The 17,146-nt window shown below is 72.4% G+C and carries 16 protein-coding genes and 1 pseudogene; 13 read left to right on the plus strand and 4 right to left on the minus strand.

Annotation, left to right across the window (positions count from 1 at the left end):
* Positions 1–84: 84 nt before the first annotated feature.
* From DNK56_RS07035 to DNK56_RS07055, 5 genes are all read left to right on the plus strand, one after another.
* The gene (locus tag DNK56_RS07035) at positions 85–2,745 is read left to right on the plus strand and encodes an alpha/beta fold hydrolase (protein ID WP_111331490.1); all 2,661 of its coding nucleotides are present in this window, start codon (positions 85–87) and stop codon (positions 2,743–2,745) included.
* On the plus strand, positions 2,742–3,620 hold the full coding sequence (locus DNK56_RS07040; RefSeq protein ID WP_111331492.1) for an ABC transporter permease: 879 nt from the start codon (positions 2,742–2,744) through the stop codon (positions 3,618–3,620). The genes DNK56_RS07035 and DNK56_RS07040 overlap by 4 nt, the downstream gene beginning before the upstream one ends.
* Before the next feature lie 132 nt (positions 3,621–3,752).
* Entirely contained in the window at positions 3,753–5,372 is a 1,620-nt protein-coding gene (locus tag DNK56_RS07045) for a vWA domain-containing protein (RefSeq protein WP_111331495.1), read from the plus strand.
* Positions 5,373–5,451: 79 nt separating this feature from the next.
* The gene (locus tag DNK56_RS07050; RefSeq protein WP_111331497.1) at positions 5,452–5,901 is read left to right on the plus strand and encodes an anthrone oxygenase family protein; all 450 of its coding nucleotides are present in this window, start codon (positions 5,452–5,454) and stop codon (positions 5,899–5,901) included.
* 191 nt (positions 5,902–6,092) lie between these two features.
* Complete coding sequence (locus DNK56_RS07055; RefSeq protein WP_111331499.1) at positions 6,093–6,311, plus strand: hypothetical protein; 219 nt, start codon at positions 6,093–6,095, stop codon at positions 6,309–6,311.
* 43 nt (positions 6,312–6,354) lie between these two features.
* Here DNK56_RS07055 and DNK56_RS07060 read toward each other — a convergent pair whose 3' ends face one another.
* Positions 6,355–6,708, minus strand: coding sequence for an ArsR/SmtB family transcription factor (locus DNK56_RS07060; RefSeq protein WP_241989786.1), 354 nt, complete (start codon positions 6,706–6,708; stop codon positions 6,355–6,357).
* A gap of 175 nt (positions 6,709–6,883) precedes the next feature.
* Positions 6,884–7,312, minus strand: a complete 429-nt coding sequence (tnpA, locus tag DNK56_RS07065; protein WP_111331504.1) for an IS200/IS605 family transposase — start codon at positions 7,310–7,312, stop codon at positions 6,884–6,886.
* 51 nt (positions 7,313–7,363) lie between these two features.
* Here tnpA and DNK56_RS07070 point away from each other — a divergent pair, with 51 nt between their 5' ends.
* The 3 genes from DNK56_RS07070 (at position 7,364) to DNK56_RS07080 (ending at position 10,261) form a co-directional block, all read left to right on the plus strand.
* On the plus strand, positions 7,364–8,578 hold the full coding sequence (locus DNK56_RS07070) for an RNA-guided endonuclease InsQ/TnpB family protein (RefSeq protein ID WP_111335567.1): 1,215 nt from the start codon (positions 7,364–7,366) through the stop codon (positions 8,576–8,578).
* A 55-nt stretch (positions 8,579–8,633) separates the two neighbouring features.
* The gene (locus tag DNK56_RS07075; protein WP_111331506.1) at positions 8,634–9,671 is read left to right on the plus strand and encodes a sporulation protein; all 1,038 of its coding nucleotides are present in this window, start codon (positions 8,634–8,636) and stop codon (positions 9,669–9,671) included.
* A gap of 134 nt (positions 9,672–9,805) precedes the next feature.
* Positions 9,806–10,261, plus strand: a complete 456-nt coding sequence (locus DNK56_RS07080; protein ID WP_111331508.1) for a tellurite resistance TerB family protein — start codon at positions 9,806–9,808, stop codon at positions 10,259–10,261.
* Between the two features lie 73 nt (positions 10,262–10,334).
* Here the strand turns inward: DNK56_RS07080 and DNK56_RS07085 are convergent, their stop codons facing one another.
* Entirely contained in the window at positions 10,335–11,264 is a 930-nt protein-coding gene (locus tag DNK56_RS07085) for a M56 family metallopeptidase (protein ID WP_111331510.1), read from the minus strand.
* Positions 11,265–11,268: 4 nt separating this feature from the next.
* Complete coding sequence (locus DNK56_RS07090; RefSeq protein ID WP_111331512.1) at positions 11,269–11,664, minus strand: BlaI/MecI/CopY family transcriptional regulator; 396 nt, start codon at positions 11,662–11,664, stop codon at positions 11,269–11,271.
* 128 nt (positions 11,665–11,792) lie between these two features.
* Here DNK56_RS07090 and DNK56_RS07095 point away from each other — a divergent pair, with 128 nt between their 5' ends.
* The 5 genes and pseudogenes from DNK56_RS07095 (at position 11,793) to DNK56_RS07115 (ending at position 17,045) form a co-directional block, all read left to right on the plus strand.
* Positions 11,793–13,940, plus strand: a complete 2,148-nt coding sequence (locus DNK56_RS07095; RefSeq protein ID WP_241989787.1) for a hypothetical protein — start codon at positions 11,793–11,795, stop codon at positions 13,938–13,940.
* Positions 13,941–14,205: 265 nt separating this feature from the next.
* Positions 14,206–14,712 carry a GNAT family N-acetyltransferase gene (locus DNK56_RS07100; protein ID WP_111335569.1) on the plus strand — a complete coding sequence of 169 codons (507 nt, stop codon included), beginning with the start codon at positions 14,206–14,208 and terminating at the stop codon, positions 14,710–14,712.
* A 75-nt stretch (positions 14,713–14,787) separates the two neighbouring features.
* Positions 14,788–15,256: pseudogene (locus tag DNK56_RS36550) on the plus strand (helix-turn-helix domain-containing protein); the annotation flags it as partial.
* A 604-nt stretch (positions 15,257–15,860) separates the two neighbouring features.
* Positions 15,861–16,397 carry a flavoprotein gene (locus DNK56_RS07110; RefSeq protein ID WP_111331516.1) on the plus strand — a complete coding sequence of 179 codons (537 nt, stop codon included), beginning with the start codon at positions 15,861–15,863 and terminating at the stop codon, positions 16,395–16,397.
* Positions 16,398–16,436: 39 nt separating this feature from the next.
* Positions 16,437–17,045 carry a GNAT family N-acetyltransferase gene (locus DNK56_RS07115; RefSeq protein ID WP_111331518.1) on the plus strand — a complete coding sequence of 203 codons (609 nt, stop codon included), beginning with the start codon at positions 16,437–16,439 and terminating at the stop codon, positions 17,043–17,045.
* Positions 17,046–17,146: the final 101 nt, after the last annotated feature.

Consider the following 17,146-nt stretch of genomic DNA (forward strand, 5'->3'; position numbering starts at 1 on the left):
CCCGCTTCCGTACCTCTTGAGGAGGTGCGGGAGTTCCGCCCCGGGGCAGGCGGGGCCGGGCGGCGGGCCGCATAGGGTCGGTGCATGGACACCCCTGTTGCGCGTACGCCCCGGTGGCGGCGGCTGCTGCCGCGCACCCGAGGCCGTTGGACGGCGGCCGGTGCCGCGCTCCTGGCACTGGCCGGCGCGGGCACCTGGAGCGCCGCGGCCGACGACGGCGGGCCCGCCGTGCACCGCCAGGACCGGATGATGCACGTGAACGGGGTGACCCTGGACACCTCCTACTTCACGGCCGGCGGCGCCGGGCGCAGGCCCGCCGTGCTCATCGGCCACGGGTTCGGCGGCAGCAAGGCGGAGACCCGCGCACAGGCGGAGCGGCTCGCCCGCGACGGATACGCCGTGCTCACCTGGTCCGCGCGCGGCTTCGGCAAGTCGGGCGGAACCATCTCGCTGAACGCCCCGGACCGCGAGGTCAAGGACGTCTCACGGCTGATCGACTGGCTCGCCGGCCGCCCCGAGGTGCGCCTCGACGCCGAGGGCGACCCCCGCGTGGGCATCACCGGCGCGTCCTACGGCGGCGCCGTCTCTCTGCTCGCCGCGGGCCACGACCGCCGCGTCGACGCCATCGCCCCGCAGATCACCTACTGGAACCTCGCCGACGCGCTCTTCCCGGACGGGGTGTTCAAGAAACTCTGGGCCGGGATCTTCGTCAACTCCGGCGGCGGCTGCGGCAACTTCGAGAAGAAGCTCTGCGAGCTGTACGAACGGGTCGCCGTCAGCGGCAAGCCCGACGCCGCCGCGCGCACCCTGCTCGCCGAACGCTCCCCGAGCGCCGTCGCCGACCGGATCAAGGCCCCCGCCCTCATCGTCCAGGGCCAGACCGACTCCCTCTTCCCGCTCGGCCAGGCCGACGCCATGGCGAAGGCCATCGCCGCCAACGGCGCCCCCGTCTCCGTGGACTGGATCGCCGGCGGCCACGACGGCGGCGACCGCGAGACCGACCGGGTCGAGAAGAGGATCGGCACCTGGTTCGACCGCTATCTGAAGGGGGAGGAGGGCGCCGACACCGGCCCCGCCTTCCGCACCACCCGCACCGGCGGCTTCGACTCCACCGACGGCGCCGCCCTCACCCGGGGCGCCACCGCCGACACCTACCCGGGGCTGCACAGCGGCGGGGTCCCCGTCGAACTGCGCGGCGAACCGCAGAAGATCGCCAACCCGCCCGGCGGCAACCCGCCCGCCATCTCCGCGGTCCCCGGCGCCGGCGGCTCACTGGCCCGGCTCTCCACCTTCGGCCTCGGCCTCGCCCTCGACTTCCCCGGCCAGTACGCCCGCTTCGACTCCGCCCCGCTGACCACCACCCGCCGCGTCACCGGCGCCCCCACCGTCCGGGTCACCGTCGAGGCCGACCACGGCGACGCGGTCCTGTTCGGCAAGGTGTACGACGTCTCCCCGGACGGAAAGCGCCAGGTACTGCCCGCCCAGCTCGTCGCCCCGTACCGGATCACGCCCGAGCGGCAGGGCAAGCCGCTGGAGCTGACGCTGCCCGCGATCGACCACGAACTCGAAGCGGGCCACCGGCTCCGGCTCGTCCTCGCCACGACCGACCTCGGCTACGCGTCCCCGGCCGCGCCGGCCACGTACACCGTCTCCCTCGAAGGGCCTCTCACGCTTCCCACCGCGCCCGGCCTCGAAACCGGCGCGGCCCCGCTGCCCTGGTGGACCTGGGGGCTGCCCGCCGCCGCGCTGGCCGCCGCCGCGGCCCTGCTGCTCACCGCCCGGCGCCGTACCGCGACGCCCGCACCCGATCCGGCACTCGCCGACGTACCGCTGCGGATCACCGGCCTGGCCAAGAAGTACGCCGGGTCCGCCGAGCGGTATGCCGTCCGCGACCTGTCCTTCCGGGTCGAGAAGGGGCAGGTGCTCGGCCTGCTCGGGCCCAACGGCGCCGGCAAGACGACGACACTGCGCATGCTCATGGGGCTCATCACCCCCGACGACGGCGAGATCCGGGTCTTCGGCCAGGCCATCCGCCCCGGCGCGCCCGTGCTGTCCCGCGTCGGCTGCTTCGTCGAGGGCGCCGGCTTCCTCCCGCATCTGTCCGGCCGCGCCAATCTGGAGCTGTACTGGCAGGCCACCGGCCGCCCCGCCGAGGACGCGCACATCGAGGAGGCCCTGGAGATCGCCGGTCTCGGCGACGCCCTGGCCCGCGCCGTGCGCACCTACTCGCAGGGCATGCGGCAGCGCCTGGCCATCGCCCAGGCCATGCTCGGCATGCCGGACCTCCTCATCCTCGACGAACCGACCAACGGGCTCGACCCGCCGCAGATCCGCGAGATGCGGGACGTGATGATCCGGTACGCGGCCGGCGGCCGCACCGTGATCGTCTCCAGCCACCTTCTGTCCGAGGTCGAGCAGTCCTGCACGCATCTGGTCGTCATGGATCGCGGCCGGCTCGTCCAGGCCGGCCCGGTCGCGGAGATCACCGGCTCCGGCGACATGCTCCTGGTCACCGCGGCCGACCCGCTCACCGAACCCGTCGTGGACAAGATCGCCGCCCTGCCCGGCATCGGCTCCGCCGTGCGCACCGACGACGGCCACGGCCTGCTGGTCCGGCTCGACGGGGCGACGGCGCCCGGCCTGGTCGCCGAACTGGTCCGCCTCGACGTGCCGCTGACCGGCGTCGGACCGCACCGCCGCCTGGAGGACGCCTTCCTCACCCTGATCTCCGGAGGCTCCGCATGAGCACCGCCGCCGACCTCACCACGGCCCCCGAGGCCCCCGGCTACCGCGCCCGCCACACGCTCCCGCTGCGCGTGGAGGCGGTACGGCAGCTGCGCCGCCGCCGCACGCTGCTCATGGGCACAGTGCTGGCCGCGCTGCCGTTCGTCCTGATCATCGCGTTCGCCATCGGCGGCACCCCGGACGGCGGGCCCGGCGGCGACGACCGCATCACGCTGATGGACACCGCCACCGCGTCCGCCGCCAACTTCGCCGCCACCTGCCTGTTCGTCTCGGCGGGCTTCCTGCTCGTCGTCCCGGTCGCGCTGTTCTGCGGCGACACCGTGGCGTCCGAGGCGAGCTGGTCCTCGCTGCGCTATCTGCTGGCCGCGCCCGTGCCCCGGAGCAGGCTGCTGTGGAGCAAGCTCGTCGTCGCGCTGGGCTTCAGCCTCGCCGCGATGGTGCTGCTGCCGCTCGTCGCGCTCGCGGCCGGCGCGGCGGCGTACGGCTGGGGGCCGCTGGAGCTGCCGACCGGGGGGACGCTGGCGGCCGGGGACGCGGTGCCGCGCCTCGTGCTCGTCGTCGCGTTCGTCTTCGTGTCCCAACTGGTGACCGCCGGGCTGGCGTTCTGGCTGTCGACGCGGACCGACGCCCCGCTCGGCGCGGTCGGCGGCGCGGTGGGGCTCACCATCGTCGGCAATGTGCTCGACGCGGTGACCGCGCTCGGCTCCTGGCGCGAGCTGCTGCCCGCCCACTGGCAGTTCGCCTGGGCCGACGCCCTCCAGCCCGCCATCGAGTGGGGCGGCATGGCCAAGGGCGCGGCCGTATCGGTGAGTTATGCCCTGATCCTGCTCGCCTTCGCCTTCCGGGGATTCAGTCGTAAGGACATCGTGTCCTGACCTTGACATTCCGCCCGTTGTGCGCTTCCTGTTGCCGCATCGAGATCGTTCCGCAACGCTTTCCGCCGGTCCTGCGGCCCCCCTCGCGCGTCACATGCACAAGTGCTGACGTGACGACACAGGGGGTACGGAATGGAACGCCGCACACGGAATCACCGGCGGAGGCATCAGGGGGCGCTCGGGCTGCTGCTCGCGGCCGGCGTGCTGCTCACCGGCTGCTCGGGCGAGCCGGGCCGGGACGCGGCCTCCTCGGCCGACCGCCGCGCCGGAGCGCCCGCGCCCGCACCCGCGCCCGCCGGCACCAAGGGGGCGACGGACGATCTGCGGGCCGGGCCGACGGACGGGCCGAACGGCGGCCCCACGGACGGCCCCGACCGGCTCAAGGGCCCCGACGCACCGGACTACCTGTCCACCTTCGCGCTGGACGTGGACACCGCCTCGTACGGCTACGCCCGCCGCACCCTCGCAGACGGGCGGCTGCCCGGTGCGCAGAGCGTGCGGCCGGAGGAGTTCGTCAACAGCTTCCGGCAGGGCTACCACCGGCCCACCGGCAACGGCTTCTCGGTCTCGGTGGACGGCGCCCGGGCGGGCGGCGAGGACGGCGACTGGTCGCTGGTCCGGGTCGGGCTGGCCACCAGGGCGGCGCCCAGCAGCGCCGACCGGCCCCCGGCCGCCCTCACCTTCGTCGTGGACGTCTCCGGCTCGATGAACTCGCCCGACCGGCTCGGGCTCGTGAAGACCTCGCTCGGCATCCTCACCGACGAACTGCGGGACGACGACTCGATCAGCCTGGTCACCTTCAGCGACGAGGCGGAGACCGTCCTGCCCATGACCCGGCTGAAGGGCCACCGGGGCGAGGTCCGCGACGCGGTCGACTCCCTGGAGCCCGGCTCCTCCACCAACGTCGGCGCCGGCGTGGAGCGCGGCTACGAGGAGGCCGTCGAGGGCCTGCGCAAGGGCGCCAACAACCGGGTCGTCCTGCTCTCCGACGCACTGGCCAACACCGGCGAAACCCAGGCGGACGACATCCTCGAACGCATCGACTCCGCCCGCCGCGAGCACGGCATCACCCTGTTCGGCGTGGGCGTCGGCAGCGAGTACGGCGACGCCTTCATGGAGGAGCTGACCAACAAGGGCGACGGCCACACCACCTACGTCTCCGACGAGGAGCAGGCCCGCAAGGTCTTCGTCGACCAGCTCCCGGCCCACCTCGAACTGACCGCCCGCGACGCCAAGGCGCAGGTCGCGTTCGACCCGGAGACCGTCGAGAAGTTCAAGCTGATCGGCTACGAGAACCGCAAGGTCGCCGACGACGACTTCCGCGACGACAGCGTGGACGGCGGCGAGGTCGGCCCCGGCCACACGGTGACCGCCCTGTACGCGGTGCACCTGCGCGACGGCGCCTCCGGCCATGTCGCCACCGCCACGGTGCGCTGGCTCGACCCCAAGACCCGTACCCCGCACGAGAAGACCGGCTCGGTGGAGACCGGCGCGGTCACCGGCAAGCTGTGGGGCGGCCGCAGCGACCGGCTCCAGGTCACGGCGGTGGCCGCCTACTTCGCGGAGAACCTGCGCGGCGGCAGCCTGCCCGGCGCCCCCGGCCTCGGCGAACTCGCCGCGCGGGCAGGCAAGCTGGCCACGCGTACGGAGGACTCCTCGGTCTCCAAGCTCGCCGACGCGATCAGCCGCGCCGACCGGCTCAAGGGCGGCGGGGACGCCGCGGAGGACACCGGAGAGGGCGAGATGGACTGACGCCGCGCACCGGGGAGCGGTTCGCACACATCTGCGAAATCAGGCGGTGCGGTCGCTCCCCGCAGGCCATGATGGGCCCATGGCCTCGCTGTTCCTGACCCTCGCCGTGCTCACGACCGGCCTCTACGCCGGATTCCTGCTGACCTTCCTCATCGCGGTGATGCCCGGCCTCGCGGTCCTGCCCGACGCCGGATTCACGGCCGCGATGCGCCGCTTCAACGAGAAGGTCCCCGGCCCGGTCTTCCTGCTGCTCTTCCTCGGCGTGATCGCCTTCCCGGCCGTCCCCGTCTTCACGGAGACCGGCGAGGACACCTGGCCCCTGCTGCTCGCCGCGCTGGTCTGCGCCGTGGCCTCCCACCTGATCACGGTCGCGGGCAACATCCCGCTGAACAACGCCCTCGCGCAGTCCGAGGGCGGCGACGACACGGCGGCCCGCACCGCGTTCGAGGCCCGGTGGAACACCTTCCACCGCATCCGCACGGTCCTGTCCCTGGCGGCGTTCGCGCTGCTGGCGGTGGCGGCCGGCTGACGGGTCCTTCGGTACCTCTCGTCCCGAAGGCCCTGAAGACCCCGAACACCCCGAAGCCGCAGAAGGCGGTACTTTCAGCCGTTTTTGGCGGAGACCCGATCAAGCCCTTGAGGGGGTGACCCCGGCTCGTATTTTCTACAGCAGTGTAGAGGGTGCGGCGGTCGCACCCGCTCGTTCCCGGAGGGTTGGACATGGCTTCGATCGATCTCGGCAAGGTGCTGGACTCGGCATGGGCGGACAAGGAGTTGTCGGAGATCCTGGCCGCGCCGGTGGCCGCTCTGAAGGGCGTGTCCGACCGGGACGGTGAGCTGCTGGACGAGGCGTTCGGCGTCAAGACCGTGGCGGACCTGGCCTCGCTGAAGTACGTACGGTGGGCGCAGGCGCTGGCCGCGCTGGGCGCCACCAAGTAGCGCGGCCTCGCCGCCCGGCCGGGTGGCGCTCCGGCCGGCGGTGTCAGCCGCCGGCCGCTCCCCGGCCGGTGGCGTCGCCCTGGCGTGCGGCCAGTCGTTCGGCCGCCCGCCGGACCTCGGTGAGCGCCTGCGACTCCTCGGTGAAGTACACCTGCCGCCGCCCCTCCCTGCGGGAGTCGACGAACCCGGCCCGCCGCAGGGTGAACAGGTGCTGGCTCACCGTGGACGCGGCTCCGCCCACCTGCTCCACCAGGCGCGTCACATCGCTCGGTCCCTGGGTGAGGACCTGGAGGATGCGCAGGCGCGCGGGGGAGGCGAGGGCGGCGAAGACCCTGGCGACGGTGTCCGTGCCCGCGCCCGGAGCGTCGCCGAGGTCGCCGGTTCCTGTCGTGTCCACCTGTTCGTATCCCGTCCGCCGGCCGTCGCCCCTCATATGCTTCTACACAAGTGTAGACGGTCGCTGGTCGCGGCGGCCGAAGTGCTGTACTGCACAAGCCGTCCCTCTCTTCGGAGGGAATCCCCTCCTTTGGGTGGGGAGGGAATCCGATCTCGGAATTGCTCTCACCCGCAGGTCACAGCGGACGTTTTTGCTGCTCGATGTACTGTTTGACGATCTCCAACGGCGCTCCGCCGCAGGACCCGGCGAAGTAGGAGCCGGACCAGAACCGGCCGTGCACGGTGGCCCGGTTGACGTGGTCGGTGAACTCGGCGCGCAAGTATCGTGAGCTGACGCCCTTGAGGCTGTTGACGAGGTTGGACAGGGCGACCTTCGGTGGATAGTGCACCAGCAGGTGCACATGGTCTTCCTCGCCGTTGAACTCGATCAGGTCCGCCTCGAAGTCCTTGCAGACGTTCCGCATGATCTCTTCGCACCTGGTCAGCATCTCGTCGTTGAAGACGTTCCGCCGGTACTTGGTTACGAAAACCAAGTGGGCGTGGAGGTTGTATACGACGTGACGACCCCGGCGGATGTCGACGTTTGGTTCCCAGCGTGGTGACATACACCAAGCGTAGTATGATCACTGAGCAGACTTCGGAAGGGGGTGGGCCGGGTGATCCGTGCGTACAAGTTCCTCATGCGGCCCACCGTGGGCCAGCAGGCCGCTTTGGGCGAGATACTGCGGGATCACTGCGGCCTCTACAACGGGGCCTTGCAGGAACGCCGCGACGCTTACCGGCACACCTCGAAGACGAGCATCAAGTACGGGATGCAGTCCGCCCAGCTGAAGGAGATCCGGGCGTTCGACCCCGAGCGGCACGGCCGGTGGTCGTTCAACTCGCAGCAGGCAACGCTTCGCCGCTTGGACAAGGCGTTCGCCGCGTTCTTCCGCCGCATCAAGGCCGGGGGCACGCCCGGCTATCCGCGTTTCCGTGGAGTGAACTGGTTCGACACGGTCGACTTTCCCAAGGACGGTGACGGCTGCCGTTGGGACTCCACCCCGCACGACCCCGTCACCCGCGTCCGCTTCCAAGGCGTCGGGCACGTCAAGGTCAACCAGCACCGTGCCGTGGTCGGCAAGGTCAAGACGGTGTCCGTCAAGCGCGAAGGCCGTAAGTGGTTCGTTGTGCTGACCGCTGAACAGGCGCAGCCCGAGCCGCTTCCAGAGACCGGCAGCGTGGTCGGCATCGACATGGGCATCGCCTCGTTCCTCACCACATCCAACGGTGAGCATGTCCTCAACCCGCGTCACGCCCGCAAGGCCGCCGCCAAACTCGAAGCAGCGCAGAAGGCACTGAGCCGGTTCGGCCGGGTGCGCCGCGACAAGCGCACCGCCAACCACCAGCGAACCGTCGAACGCGTCGCCACCCTGCACCGCAAGGTGCGACGCCGGCGCCTCGACCACGCGCACAAGACCGCGCTCAGTCTCGTACGCAAGCATGATCTCATCGCGCACGAAGACCTCACGATCCGCAACATGAGCATGACCGCCCAGCCGAAGCCCGACCTCGACAAGCCGGGCGCGTTCCTGCCCAACGGGGCCGCCGCCAAGACCGGGCTCAACCGCTCGATAGCTGACGCCGGTTGGGGGGTGTTCCTGACGATTCTGCACGCCAAGGCTGAAAGCGCCGGACGGGAAGTGATCGCCGTGGACCCCCGCAACACCTCCCGCCAATGCCCCGAATGCGGGCACACCGCCAAGGAGAACCGGCCCACCCAGGAGAAGTTCCACTGCGTGTCGTGCGGCCACACCGCGCACGCCGACGTCGTGGGAGCAACCAACGTTCTACGGGCCGGGCTGGCCCGTCGCAACGCCAACCAGGCATAGCGAGAAGCCACCCCCTTCAGGGGGTGGAGGAGTCACATGAAGGAGTGAACGCCCGATGGTGTTCAAGCGTCTGCTCGGCTCGCTCGGCATCGGGGGCCCCTCGGTGGACACCGTGCTGGAGGCGGGCGCGGTCGCGCCCGGCGGTGACGTCACCGGAGAGGTACGCCTCCGGGGCGGCGACGGGGACGTCATGATCGAGCACATCACCCTGGAACTCGTCGCCCGCGTCGAGGCCGAGCACGACGACGGCGAGTCCGAAGGCTACGTCGCCTTCCACCGGTGTGCCGTCGCGGGCGGCTTCCGCCTCTCCGGAGGCGAGGACCGCGCGGTGCCCTTCGCGCTGACGCTGCCGTGGGAGACGCCGATCACGGAACTGTACGGGCAGGGGCTGGGGATCGTCCTCGGCGTCCGCACCGAACTCGGGGTGGCCGGCGCCAGGGACAAGGGCGACCTCGACCCGCTCGCCGTGCGCCCCCTGCCGGCTCAGGAAGCGGTCCTGGAGGCGCTCGGGCAACTCGGCTTCGGCTTCAGGTCGGCCGACCTGGAACTCGGCCGCATCGGCGGTACGGGGCAACAGCTGCCGTTCTGCCAGGAGATCGAGCTGTCCCCGGCGCCGCAGTACGCCCACCAGCTCAACGAGATCGAGGTGACCTTCCTGGCCGGGCCCGCCGGTCTGGAGGTGGTCCTGGAGGCCGACAAGCGCGACGGCTTCCTCTCCGAGGGGCACGACGCCCTGGTCCGCCACACCGTCGGCCACCACGAGGTCCCGGGGACGGACTGGAACGCGGAGGTCGACGGCTGGATCCGACGCCTCGTCGAGCACCGCGCCGCGTACGGGCAGGCGGACGGCGCGCTGTTCGTGCAGGGCGGGCACGGGGGCCATGACGGCCGCGGCGGCTACGGAGGGCATGACGGCCACGGCGGTGACGGTCATCGCTCCGGCCCTGGGGTGGGGACGGCGGTCGCCGTCGGTGCGGCGGGCCTCGCCGTCGGCGTGGTCGGCGCCGTGGTGGCCGCCGAAGTCGTCGACGAGGTGGGCGACTTCTTCGAGGGCGACGAAGAGAGGGAGGGCGAGGGGGAGGACGAGGGGTGAGGCCGGGCGGCCCGCGCGGCCGGGGCGCGGCCTCTCCGGACTGGTAGCTTCTACAGTAATGTAGAAGTTGGGTCGTCCGAGCCGCCACCCCACCCCGGCTCGGGCGGGCCCACCAAGCGCGTTGGGAGTGCGGGATGGCCCTGTGGGACCGCATCAAGGAGTCCGCGTCGACGATGCAGACGCAGCTGCTGGCGAAGAAGAACGACCTCAAGTCCGGTGCCTTCCGGGACGCCTCCATGGCGATGTGCGCCCTCGTGGCCGCGGCGGACGGTTCGATCGACCCGTCCGAACGGCAGCGCGTGGCCCAGCTGATCGCCACCAACGAGGTGTTGCGGAACTTCGACGCGAACGACCTCCGGCGCCGGTTCGACGAGAACCTCGACAAGCTGACCGCCGACTTCGGCCTCGGCAAGGTCGGCGTGCTCCAGGAGATCGCCAAGGCGAAGAAGAAGCCGGCCGAGGCGCGCGCCGTGATTCAGATCGGCATCGTCATCGGCGGCGCAGACGGCCACTTCGACGACACGGAACGGGCCGTCGTGCGCGAGGCGTGCTTCACCCTCGACCTCCCGCCCCACGAGTTCGACCTCTAGGGCCTGCCCGTCTCTAGGGCCTGCCCGTACGGCCTGTCCGGCTGACCGTCGCCGGAGCCACGCCCCGCCCCCGCTACACGGGGGTGGCGGCGTGCAGGATGAGGAACAGCGTCACGGTCGCATTCGCGGAGGACAGCGCCGAGACGGTCGTCCCGGCGGTCGCCGTCCAGGCGGCCAGCCCGACCGGGGTGAACACCGGGGGCCAGGTCCGGGGCGAGGGGGCGGGCCCGAGCAGCGCCGCAACCCGCCGCGGCACCGGCCCGGCGGCCGCGAAGTGCGCCAGGCCGGGCGCGGGCGAAACCCCCGCCATCAGCGCCGACTTGCCCACCGCCCGCGCCACGGTCCGCCGGTCGCCCACGGCCTGCGCCGCCTCCTCGTCCGCCCACCGCTCGGTGGAGTAGGCCACCGCCGTACGCAGCGGGCGCAGGAAGGGATTGGCGCGGGCGGCCAGCTGGACGGTCAGCAGGAAACGGTGGTGACGGCCGGCCAGATGGGCCCGCTCATGCGCGAACATCGCCCGCCGCTCGGCCGGGGCGAGCCCGGCGAGCATGCCCGTGCTGACGACGACCCGGTCGCGCCTGCCCGGCAGGGCGTACGCGTACGCCGCCTCGTCGGGCAGCACCGCCACGGGCGTGTCCGGCAGCCCGGCCAGGGCCCGCGCGGCCCGGCGCCGCACCCGGCGGTGCCGCAGCGCCGTCCCCGTACACGCGGCGAGCACGGCGACCAGAGCCGGGATCGCCATCCGGCCGGCGATCTCGTCGTGCGGCACGGCGGCGCGCACCTCCGGGTCCGACCAGCCGTCGGGCAGCGGATTGCCGGGCAGCTGGGCGGTGCCCACCACCATGAGCAGCCCGAGACACAGGGTGCTGCACAGCGCGAGCACGGCCGCGACCATGCTCAGCAGCCGGGTCGCCGCCCGGGGGTGCAGATGATGCTCGGCCAGCCGCGCCACGGGCCAGGCCGTCAGCGGCAGTACCAGCGGCAGGAAGACGAAGACCCCCATGGCCCTAGTCTCCCTCCTCCGAGGGCTCCGCCGTCTCCAGCAACGTGCGCAGCAGCCGCTCGTCCCCCGGGGACAGCGTGTTCACGAAACTCGCCAGCACGGCCTCGCGGTCGGCCTCGGAGTCGAGCACCCGCCGCATCCGCAACGCGGCCAGCCCCGCCTCGTCCGCGACCGCCGTCCACTGGAACGACCGCCCCGACCGCTCCCGCGCCACCGCCCCCTTGGCATGCAGCCGGGTCAGGATGGTCACCACCGTCGTGTACGCGAGACCGCCCCCGAGCCGCTCCTGCACCCACCCCGCGACGACCGGTCCTGGCGCGGCGCGCAACGTGGCCAGCACCTGGGCCTCCAGCTCCCCCTGCCCCCGCCGCCGCGCCCCGGCCCCCCGCTGCTCCGTCATCCCAGGCCTCCCACCGTCCCACGCCCCCACCACGGCGAGCGCGGCCCCATGCTACTGACGACCCCCGCCCCCGGCGGGCAGCCGGACGCGGGGAGGCCCTGTCAGAGGCGGATGACAGCATGTCCCGTATGGATCTCGCGCACCCGTTCGACGGCCTGGACGCCGTGTCCTGGGCCTCCTCCTCCCACGCGTACGGCAGCGCGGAAGACGTTCCCGAACTGCTCCGGACCCTTGCGGGTACGGACGCCGCCGCGGCGGCCGAAGCGCTGTCGGAGCTGTACGGGAGCGTGCTGCACCAGGGGACCGTCTACGCGGCGAGCGCGGAAGCGGTGCCGTTCCTCGCCGGGATCGCGGCGGCCGGCCACCGTACGGCCGACGTCCTGGGGCTGCTCGGTGGCATGGCCGAGAGCGAGGACGAGTACGGCGTGGCCCCTGGCGCTGTACGGAAGGCAGTGGCCGCGCGGTTGGAGTTGCTGCTGCCGTTGCTGGGCGGTGCCGAACCGGACGTCCGGCGGATCGCCGCCTGGGCGGTTTCGCAGACCCGCGAGAGTGGAACCGTCCTGCCCGCGCTGGAGACCCGCTGGGCGCAGGAGACCGAGCCCGCCGTCCGGGCCGAGGTGCTCGCCGGGATCGCCCGGCTCGACCCGCAGCGCGGGGCCGCCGTGGCGGCCTGTGCCCTGGACCCCTCCCAGCCCGCCGTCGTACGGCTGGCCGCCCTCTTCGCCCGCCTCGACGCGGCCGCCCCCTGGGACGACTCCCTGCACACGGCGATGCTGTCGCTTCTGCCCGCCGACTCCCTGCGTTCCGACCTCGACTTCGAACGCGGCGAGCCGCTGGCCGCTGTCGTCGAGATCCTTCTCTCCCGGGACCGCGACGCGGACCGGGAGGCGGTGTTCGCCCTGGTCGACGCGGCCCTGCGGGACAGCCGGGCCGCGGTCCGGGCCGAGGGCACCTGGGCGGCCGACCGCGCCTGCATGCTCTCGCGCGGAGCCCCGCGGCGGTTGGTGGCGGGCCTGTGCGCGGCGGCCGTCGACGAGGAGTCGGTGGTGGGCATGGCGTCCCTGCTGGGACGGCTGGCCCGCGCCGCCGAACCGGCCGCGGACGTGCTCGCCCCACTCGCCGGCCGACACCCGGACCGGGAGGACGATCATGCCGACCGCGCTCTGGCCGCACTCGTGCTCGTCGCACCCGAGCGGGCGGCCCCGCTCCTCGCCGCCGGCCTGGGGCGCCGCCCGCGTGCCCTGGACGCGGCGACCGGCCTGTGGGACGCGGAAGCCGCGCCCTTCCCGTTCGACGGGGACCTCCTCGACGCCGTACGTTCCCGCCTCTCGCGGCCAGCATCGCTCAGCGGCAACGAACCCGGGCAGCTGACCGGCCTGTTGGCCGGCTGGGGCGCCGAAGCGGCGGCCGCGCTGCCCGAGTTGTGCGCGTCCGTCCCGCACTTCCCCGCCGAGGCCGCACGGGCCCTCGTCCCCGTCGTGGCGGGCCGCGCTCCGGCCGACCGCGACAGGGCCGTTGCCGCGCTGCGTACGGCGGCCCGAGGCAATGTCCTCCCGGCCGCGCGGGCCCTGTACGAGCTCACGGACGACCCCGCCCCGCTGCTGCGCTGCCTCGAACAGGAACTCGGCCGTGAGGGGTGGGGGCTGCGCGATGCCGCCAGGGCCGCCGGCGCACTCGGTCCCCGGGGAGCCGCGCTGGCCCCGCTCCTGCGCGGGGCGCTCGGCGACCCGGAGAAGGACACCACGCCCGCGCTGGACACGGACACCGCCCTGGCCGAAGCCCTGTGGCGGGTCACGGGCGACCCGGAACCCGTCGTCGCCGTCCTCGCGTCGGTCTTCGACCGTGCCTCGCGGAGCCGGTGGGCCCGCTGGTCGGTGGTGAGGGCCGCCCGGACGACCGCGCTCCTGGGCCCGGCCGGCCGTTCGCTCACCGCCGCCCTTGAGGCGGCCCTCGGCGATCCGGTGCGGGCCCCGGCCGTGGCGACGGCTCTTCTGGCCGTGGCGGACCCGGCTACCGTGGACCGCGCCGCGCTCGCCTCCGCCGCCCTGGCCGCGGCCGAGTCGGACGCCGATGCGGCCGGGGCGTGCGACGCCCTGGCGGCCCTTGGCGGCGCCGCCCTGACCGGCGACCGCTTGCGCCGGCTCGAAGCCCTCGCCGAGGGCGACGCCCGAGTGGTCCGCTCGGGCGTCGAGGACCGCATCATCCGCCACGACGAAGCCTTCCGGGACCGCGCCCGCACGCTCCTCGCGACGTTCAGGGGGACCGGGACGCCCTGAAGACGGCTGAGGCGGCTTCGGCCACGGGGCTTGTCCTTCAGAAGGCATGAGGCGATCTTGTGCCGGCCCAGCCCTTCGCTAGTGCCGCGTCAGGCAACGTTCGCCCCTGTTGTGATGTGAGAGTGGCGGGCTGTAGGCGGTATTCGGGGTGAGTGCCGCGCGAGCCTGTCGATGCGGATCTGCGCCGAGCATGCCGATGCCAGTGGACCGTCGTCACGGGACCTCAATCGGTGGCAGCATCCGGCTGATCTTGGACAATGCATCCATGCGTATCCGAGCAGTGCACCCGGACGAACTGCCTCTCCTCCAGGACATAGAGAGGGCTGCCGGGCAGTGCTTCCGAGACATCGGCATGCCGGAGATCGCCGATGACGAGCCGCTCCCGGTCGGCGAGCTCGCCCGCTATCGTGACACTGGGCTGGCCTGGGTTGCGGCCAACGACGCCGGCATCCCCGTCGCCTACCTGATCGCCGACCGCGTCGACGGCAACCTCCATGTCGAGCAGGTATCGGTGCACCCGGACAGCGCGCGTCGTGGGATCGGCCGGTCCCTGCTGGACCATCTGGCCGGCCAGGCCACGAGCGAAGGGGTGCCCGCCCTGACCCTCACCACGTTCACTCAGGTCCCGTGGAATGCCCCTTACTACGCGCGGTGTGGATTTCGGCTCCTGGACGACAGCAGCCTTACTCCTGGTCTGCGGGAGATCCGCCGGCGCGAAGCGGCACATGGCCTGGACCGGTGGCCGCGGGCCTGCATGCGCCGGGCACTGTGACACCGCGATGCTGAGCTTTCCGCCGCGCGGCCGTCGGGCTGGGCGGGTGGCAGAACGAGTACGCGTCCGTGAGATCGGGCCCAGATGGTGCTGCCGGCCGCGCAGGGCATGCCCGTGGCGAAGACCGCCGAGGTCACCTTCACGAGCGCGGACCGGGTCCGGGATGTGATCCACAACTTCAACGCCGATGGCTTCGCCTCCCTCTACCCGAAGTACAAGGGCGGCCGCCCGAAGACCTTCACGCTGCCCGAGCGGCGCGAGATCAAGAAGATCGCGAAGTCCAAGCCGACCGAGCACGACCTGCCGTTTTCTACCCGGAGCCTGACCAAACCGGCGGACTTCCTGGTCGCCGAGGGAGTGGTCGACGACATCAGCCACGAGGGCCTGCGCATCCTGCTCCGTGAGGAAGGCGTCTCCCTTCAACGCCTGAAGACGTGGAAGACCTCCCGAGACCCCGGCTACGCGGCCAGGAAGGCGCGGGTCGAGCACCTCTGTGCGATCGCCGACGGAGACGTCGTACCCGAGGACGGCGAGCCCGTCGTCCTCGCCTCCAGCGTCCGCGTGCACGCCCACGTCCTGACGCGAGAGAAACACACCGCCCAGGCCGTCACTCTCGTCCGGCACACGGCGGGCCAGCTCGCCGGCGCGTACGACCAGCGGCCCCCTCGCTACCTGGCCGCTGTGGGGCTACTCTTCCTCCGTGGCGTCACAGCCGCCAGCACAGCCGGAGACCGCGCAGCTGCACGCGAATTCCTCGACGAAGCCCGGGACGTCGCCCGCTACGTCGCGCTCGACCAGCCCGACGCCTGGGCGAACTTCAGCCCCACCAACCTCTCCCTGCACGCCGTGAGCGCCGCGGTCGCCTTCGGTGACGCGGGCATCGCCCTGAATACCGCAGCGCCCCTCATGCGGCGGCACATCCCCGTCCCCGAACGCCGAGCGGCCGTGTGGGTCGAAGTAGCCCGCGCGTACAACCAGCAGGGCCGCCTCGCCGAGGGCTACCAGGCCCTGCGTATCGCCGAGACCTGCGCCGCGCAGGACGTTCGCCGTCCTGCCGTCCGCGACCTGGTCGCCGACATGGCCGCCCGCGACCGGCGACGTACGCTGCCCGAGCTCCACCACTTCAGCCGCCGACTGGGAGTCCCCGCGTGGCCGCACAGCCGTTCCTGTACGTCGTCGTCTGCGCCGCCGGCATCGCGGGCGACGCCCACAAGCTGATCAGCGCCGCGCAGAAGCAGGGCTGGGGTGTCGGCGTCATAGCAACACCACAGGGGCTCGGCTTCCTCGACACCGAGGCGATCGAGGCCCAGACCGGCTACCCGATCCGCTCGGCCTGGCGCAGTCCCGGAGACCCGCGTCCGCTCCCGCCCGCCCACGCCATCGCCGTCGCGCCCGCCACCTTCAACACGATCAACAAATGGACGGCCGGCATCGTCGACACCCTGGCCCTCGGCATCCTGTGCGAGGCATACGGGATGGGCATCCCGACCGCTGTCCTGCCGTACGTGAACGCCGCCATGGCCGCCCACCCGGCGTACGGGCGGAGTCTCGATCAGCTCCGGGAGATGGGCGTCCTGGTCGGGTCGTACGAGCCGCACCGGCCGAAGGCGGGCGGTGGAGCGGACCGCTTCCGTTGGGAGGAGGCGCTGGAACTGCTGGACGGTAAAAGTTCGGCCGCACAGTGACGACTTCGTCCGTTGACCCCGCAGGAAGGCTAGGCGCCCATGACCCCCGTCCACCTGGCCGGGCCGAAACTGGCTCTACGTGAAGTCGAACCCGAGGACACCGAAGCCCTCCTAGCCATCTACGGTGATGCCGAGGCCATCCGGCACCTCAGCTTCGAACCCCGTACCTTTGAGCAGGTTCAGGCGATCGTCGACCGGTCCATCGCCTCCGCCACGGACACCCCGAGGACCGAGTACTGCCTCGCCATCACCCGACGCGGCGAGCACCAGCTGATCGGCTATGCGCGCCTGGCGACGGAACCGCAGCAGGCGGCCACCATCGGCCTTGCCCTGCACCCGGCTGAGTGGGGCAGGGGCCTGGGCACGGAGACTGTCCATCTGTTATGCGCGCTGGGCTTCCGGACGCTTGGCCTCCACCGCATCTGGGCGGCCCGCTCACCCCTCAACGAGGCGTCCGCGCGGACCCTTCTGCGGGCGGGTATGACCGAGGACGGCCGGATCCGCGACCACGTCTTCGTCCGCGGAGCGTGGCGCGACTCGATCACCTACTCGATCCTGGAGCACGAGTGGAGGTCGACCGAGGGGGCGGGCGCTGGTCCCGCTCCGAGGGCGGACGCCGCGATGGAGTTGCTGGACGAGAGCGGCTGAACTGGTCCGGCACGCTCTGGACGTGCCCCCTTACGACTTCGAGCCGAACGTGGATGGCGTCCTACGGCCGGGCGACGACTGTTGACGCGGTCCGGGGGGTG

The sequence above is a fragment of the Streptomyces sp. AC1-42W genome, from assembly GCF_003248355.1.
Lineage (GTDB): Bacteria > Actinomycetota > Actinomycetes > Streptomycetales > Streptomycetaceae > Streptomyces.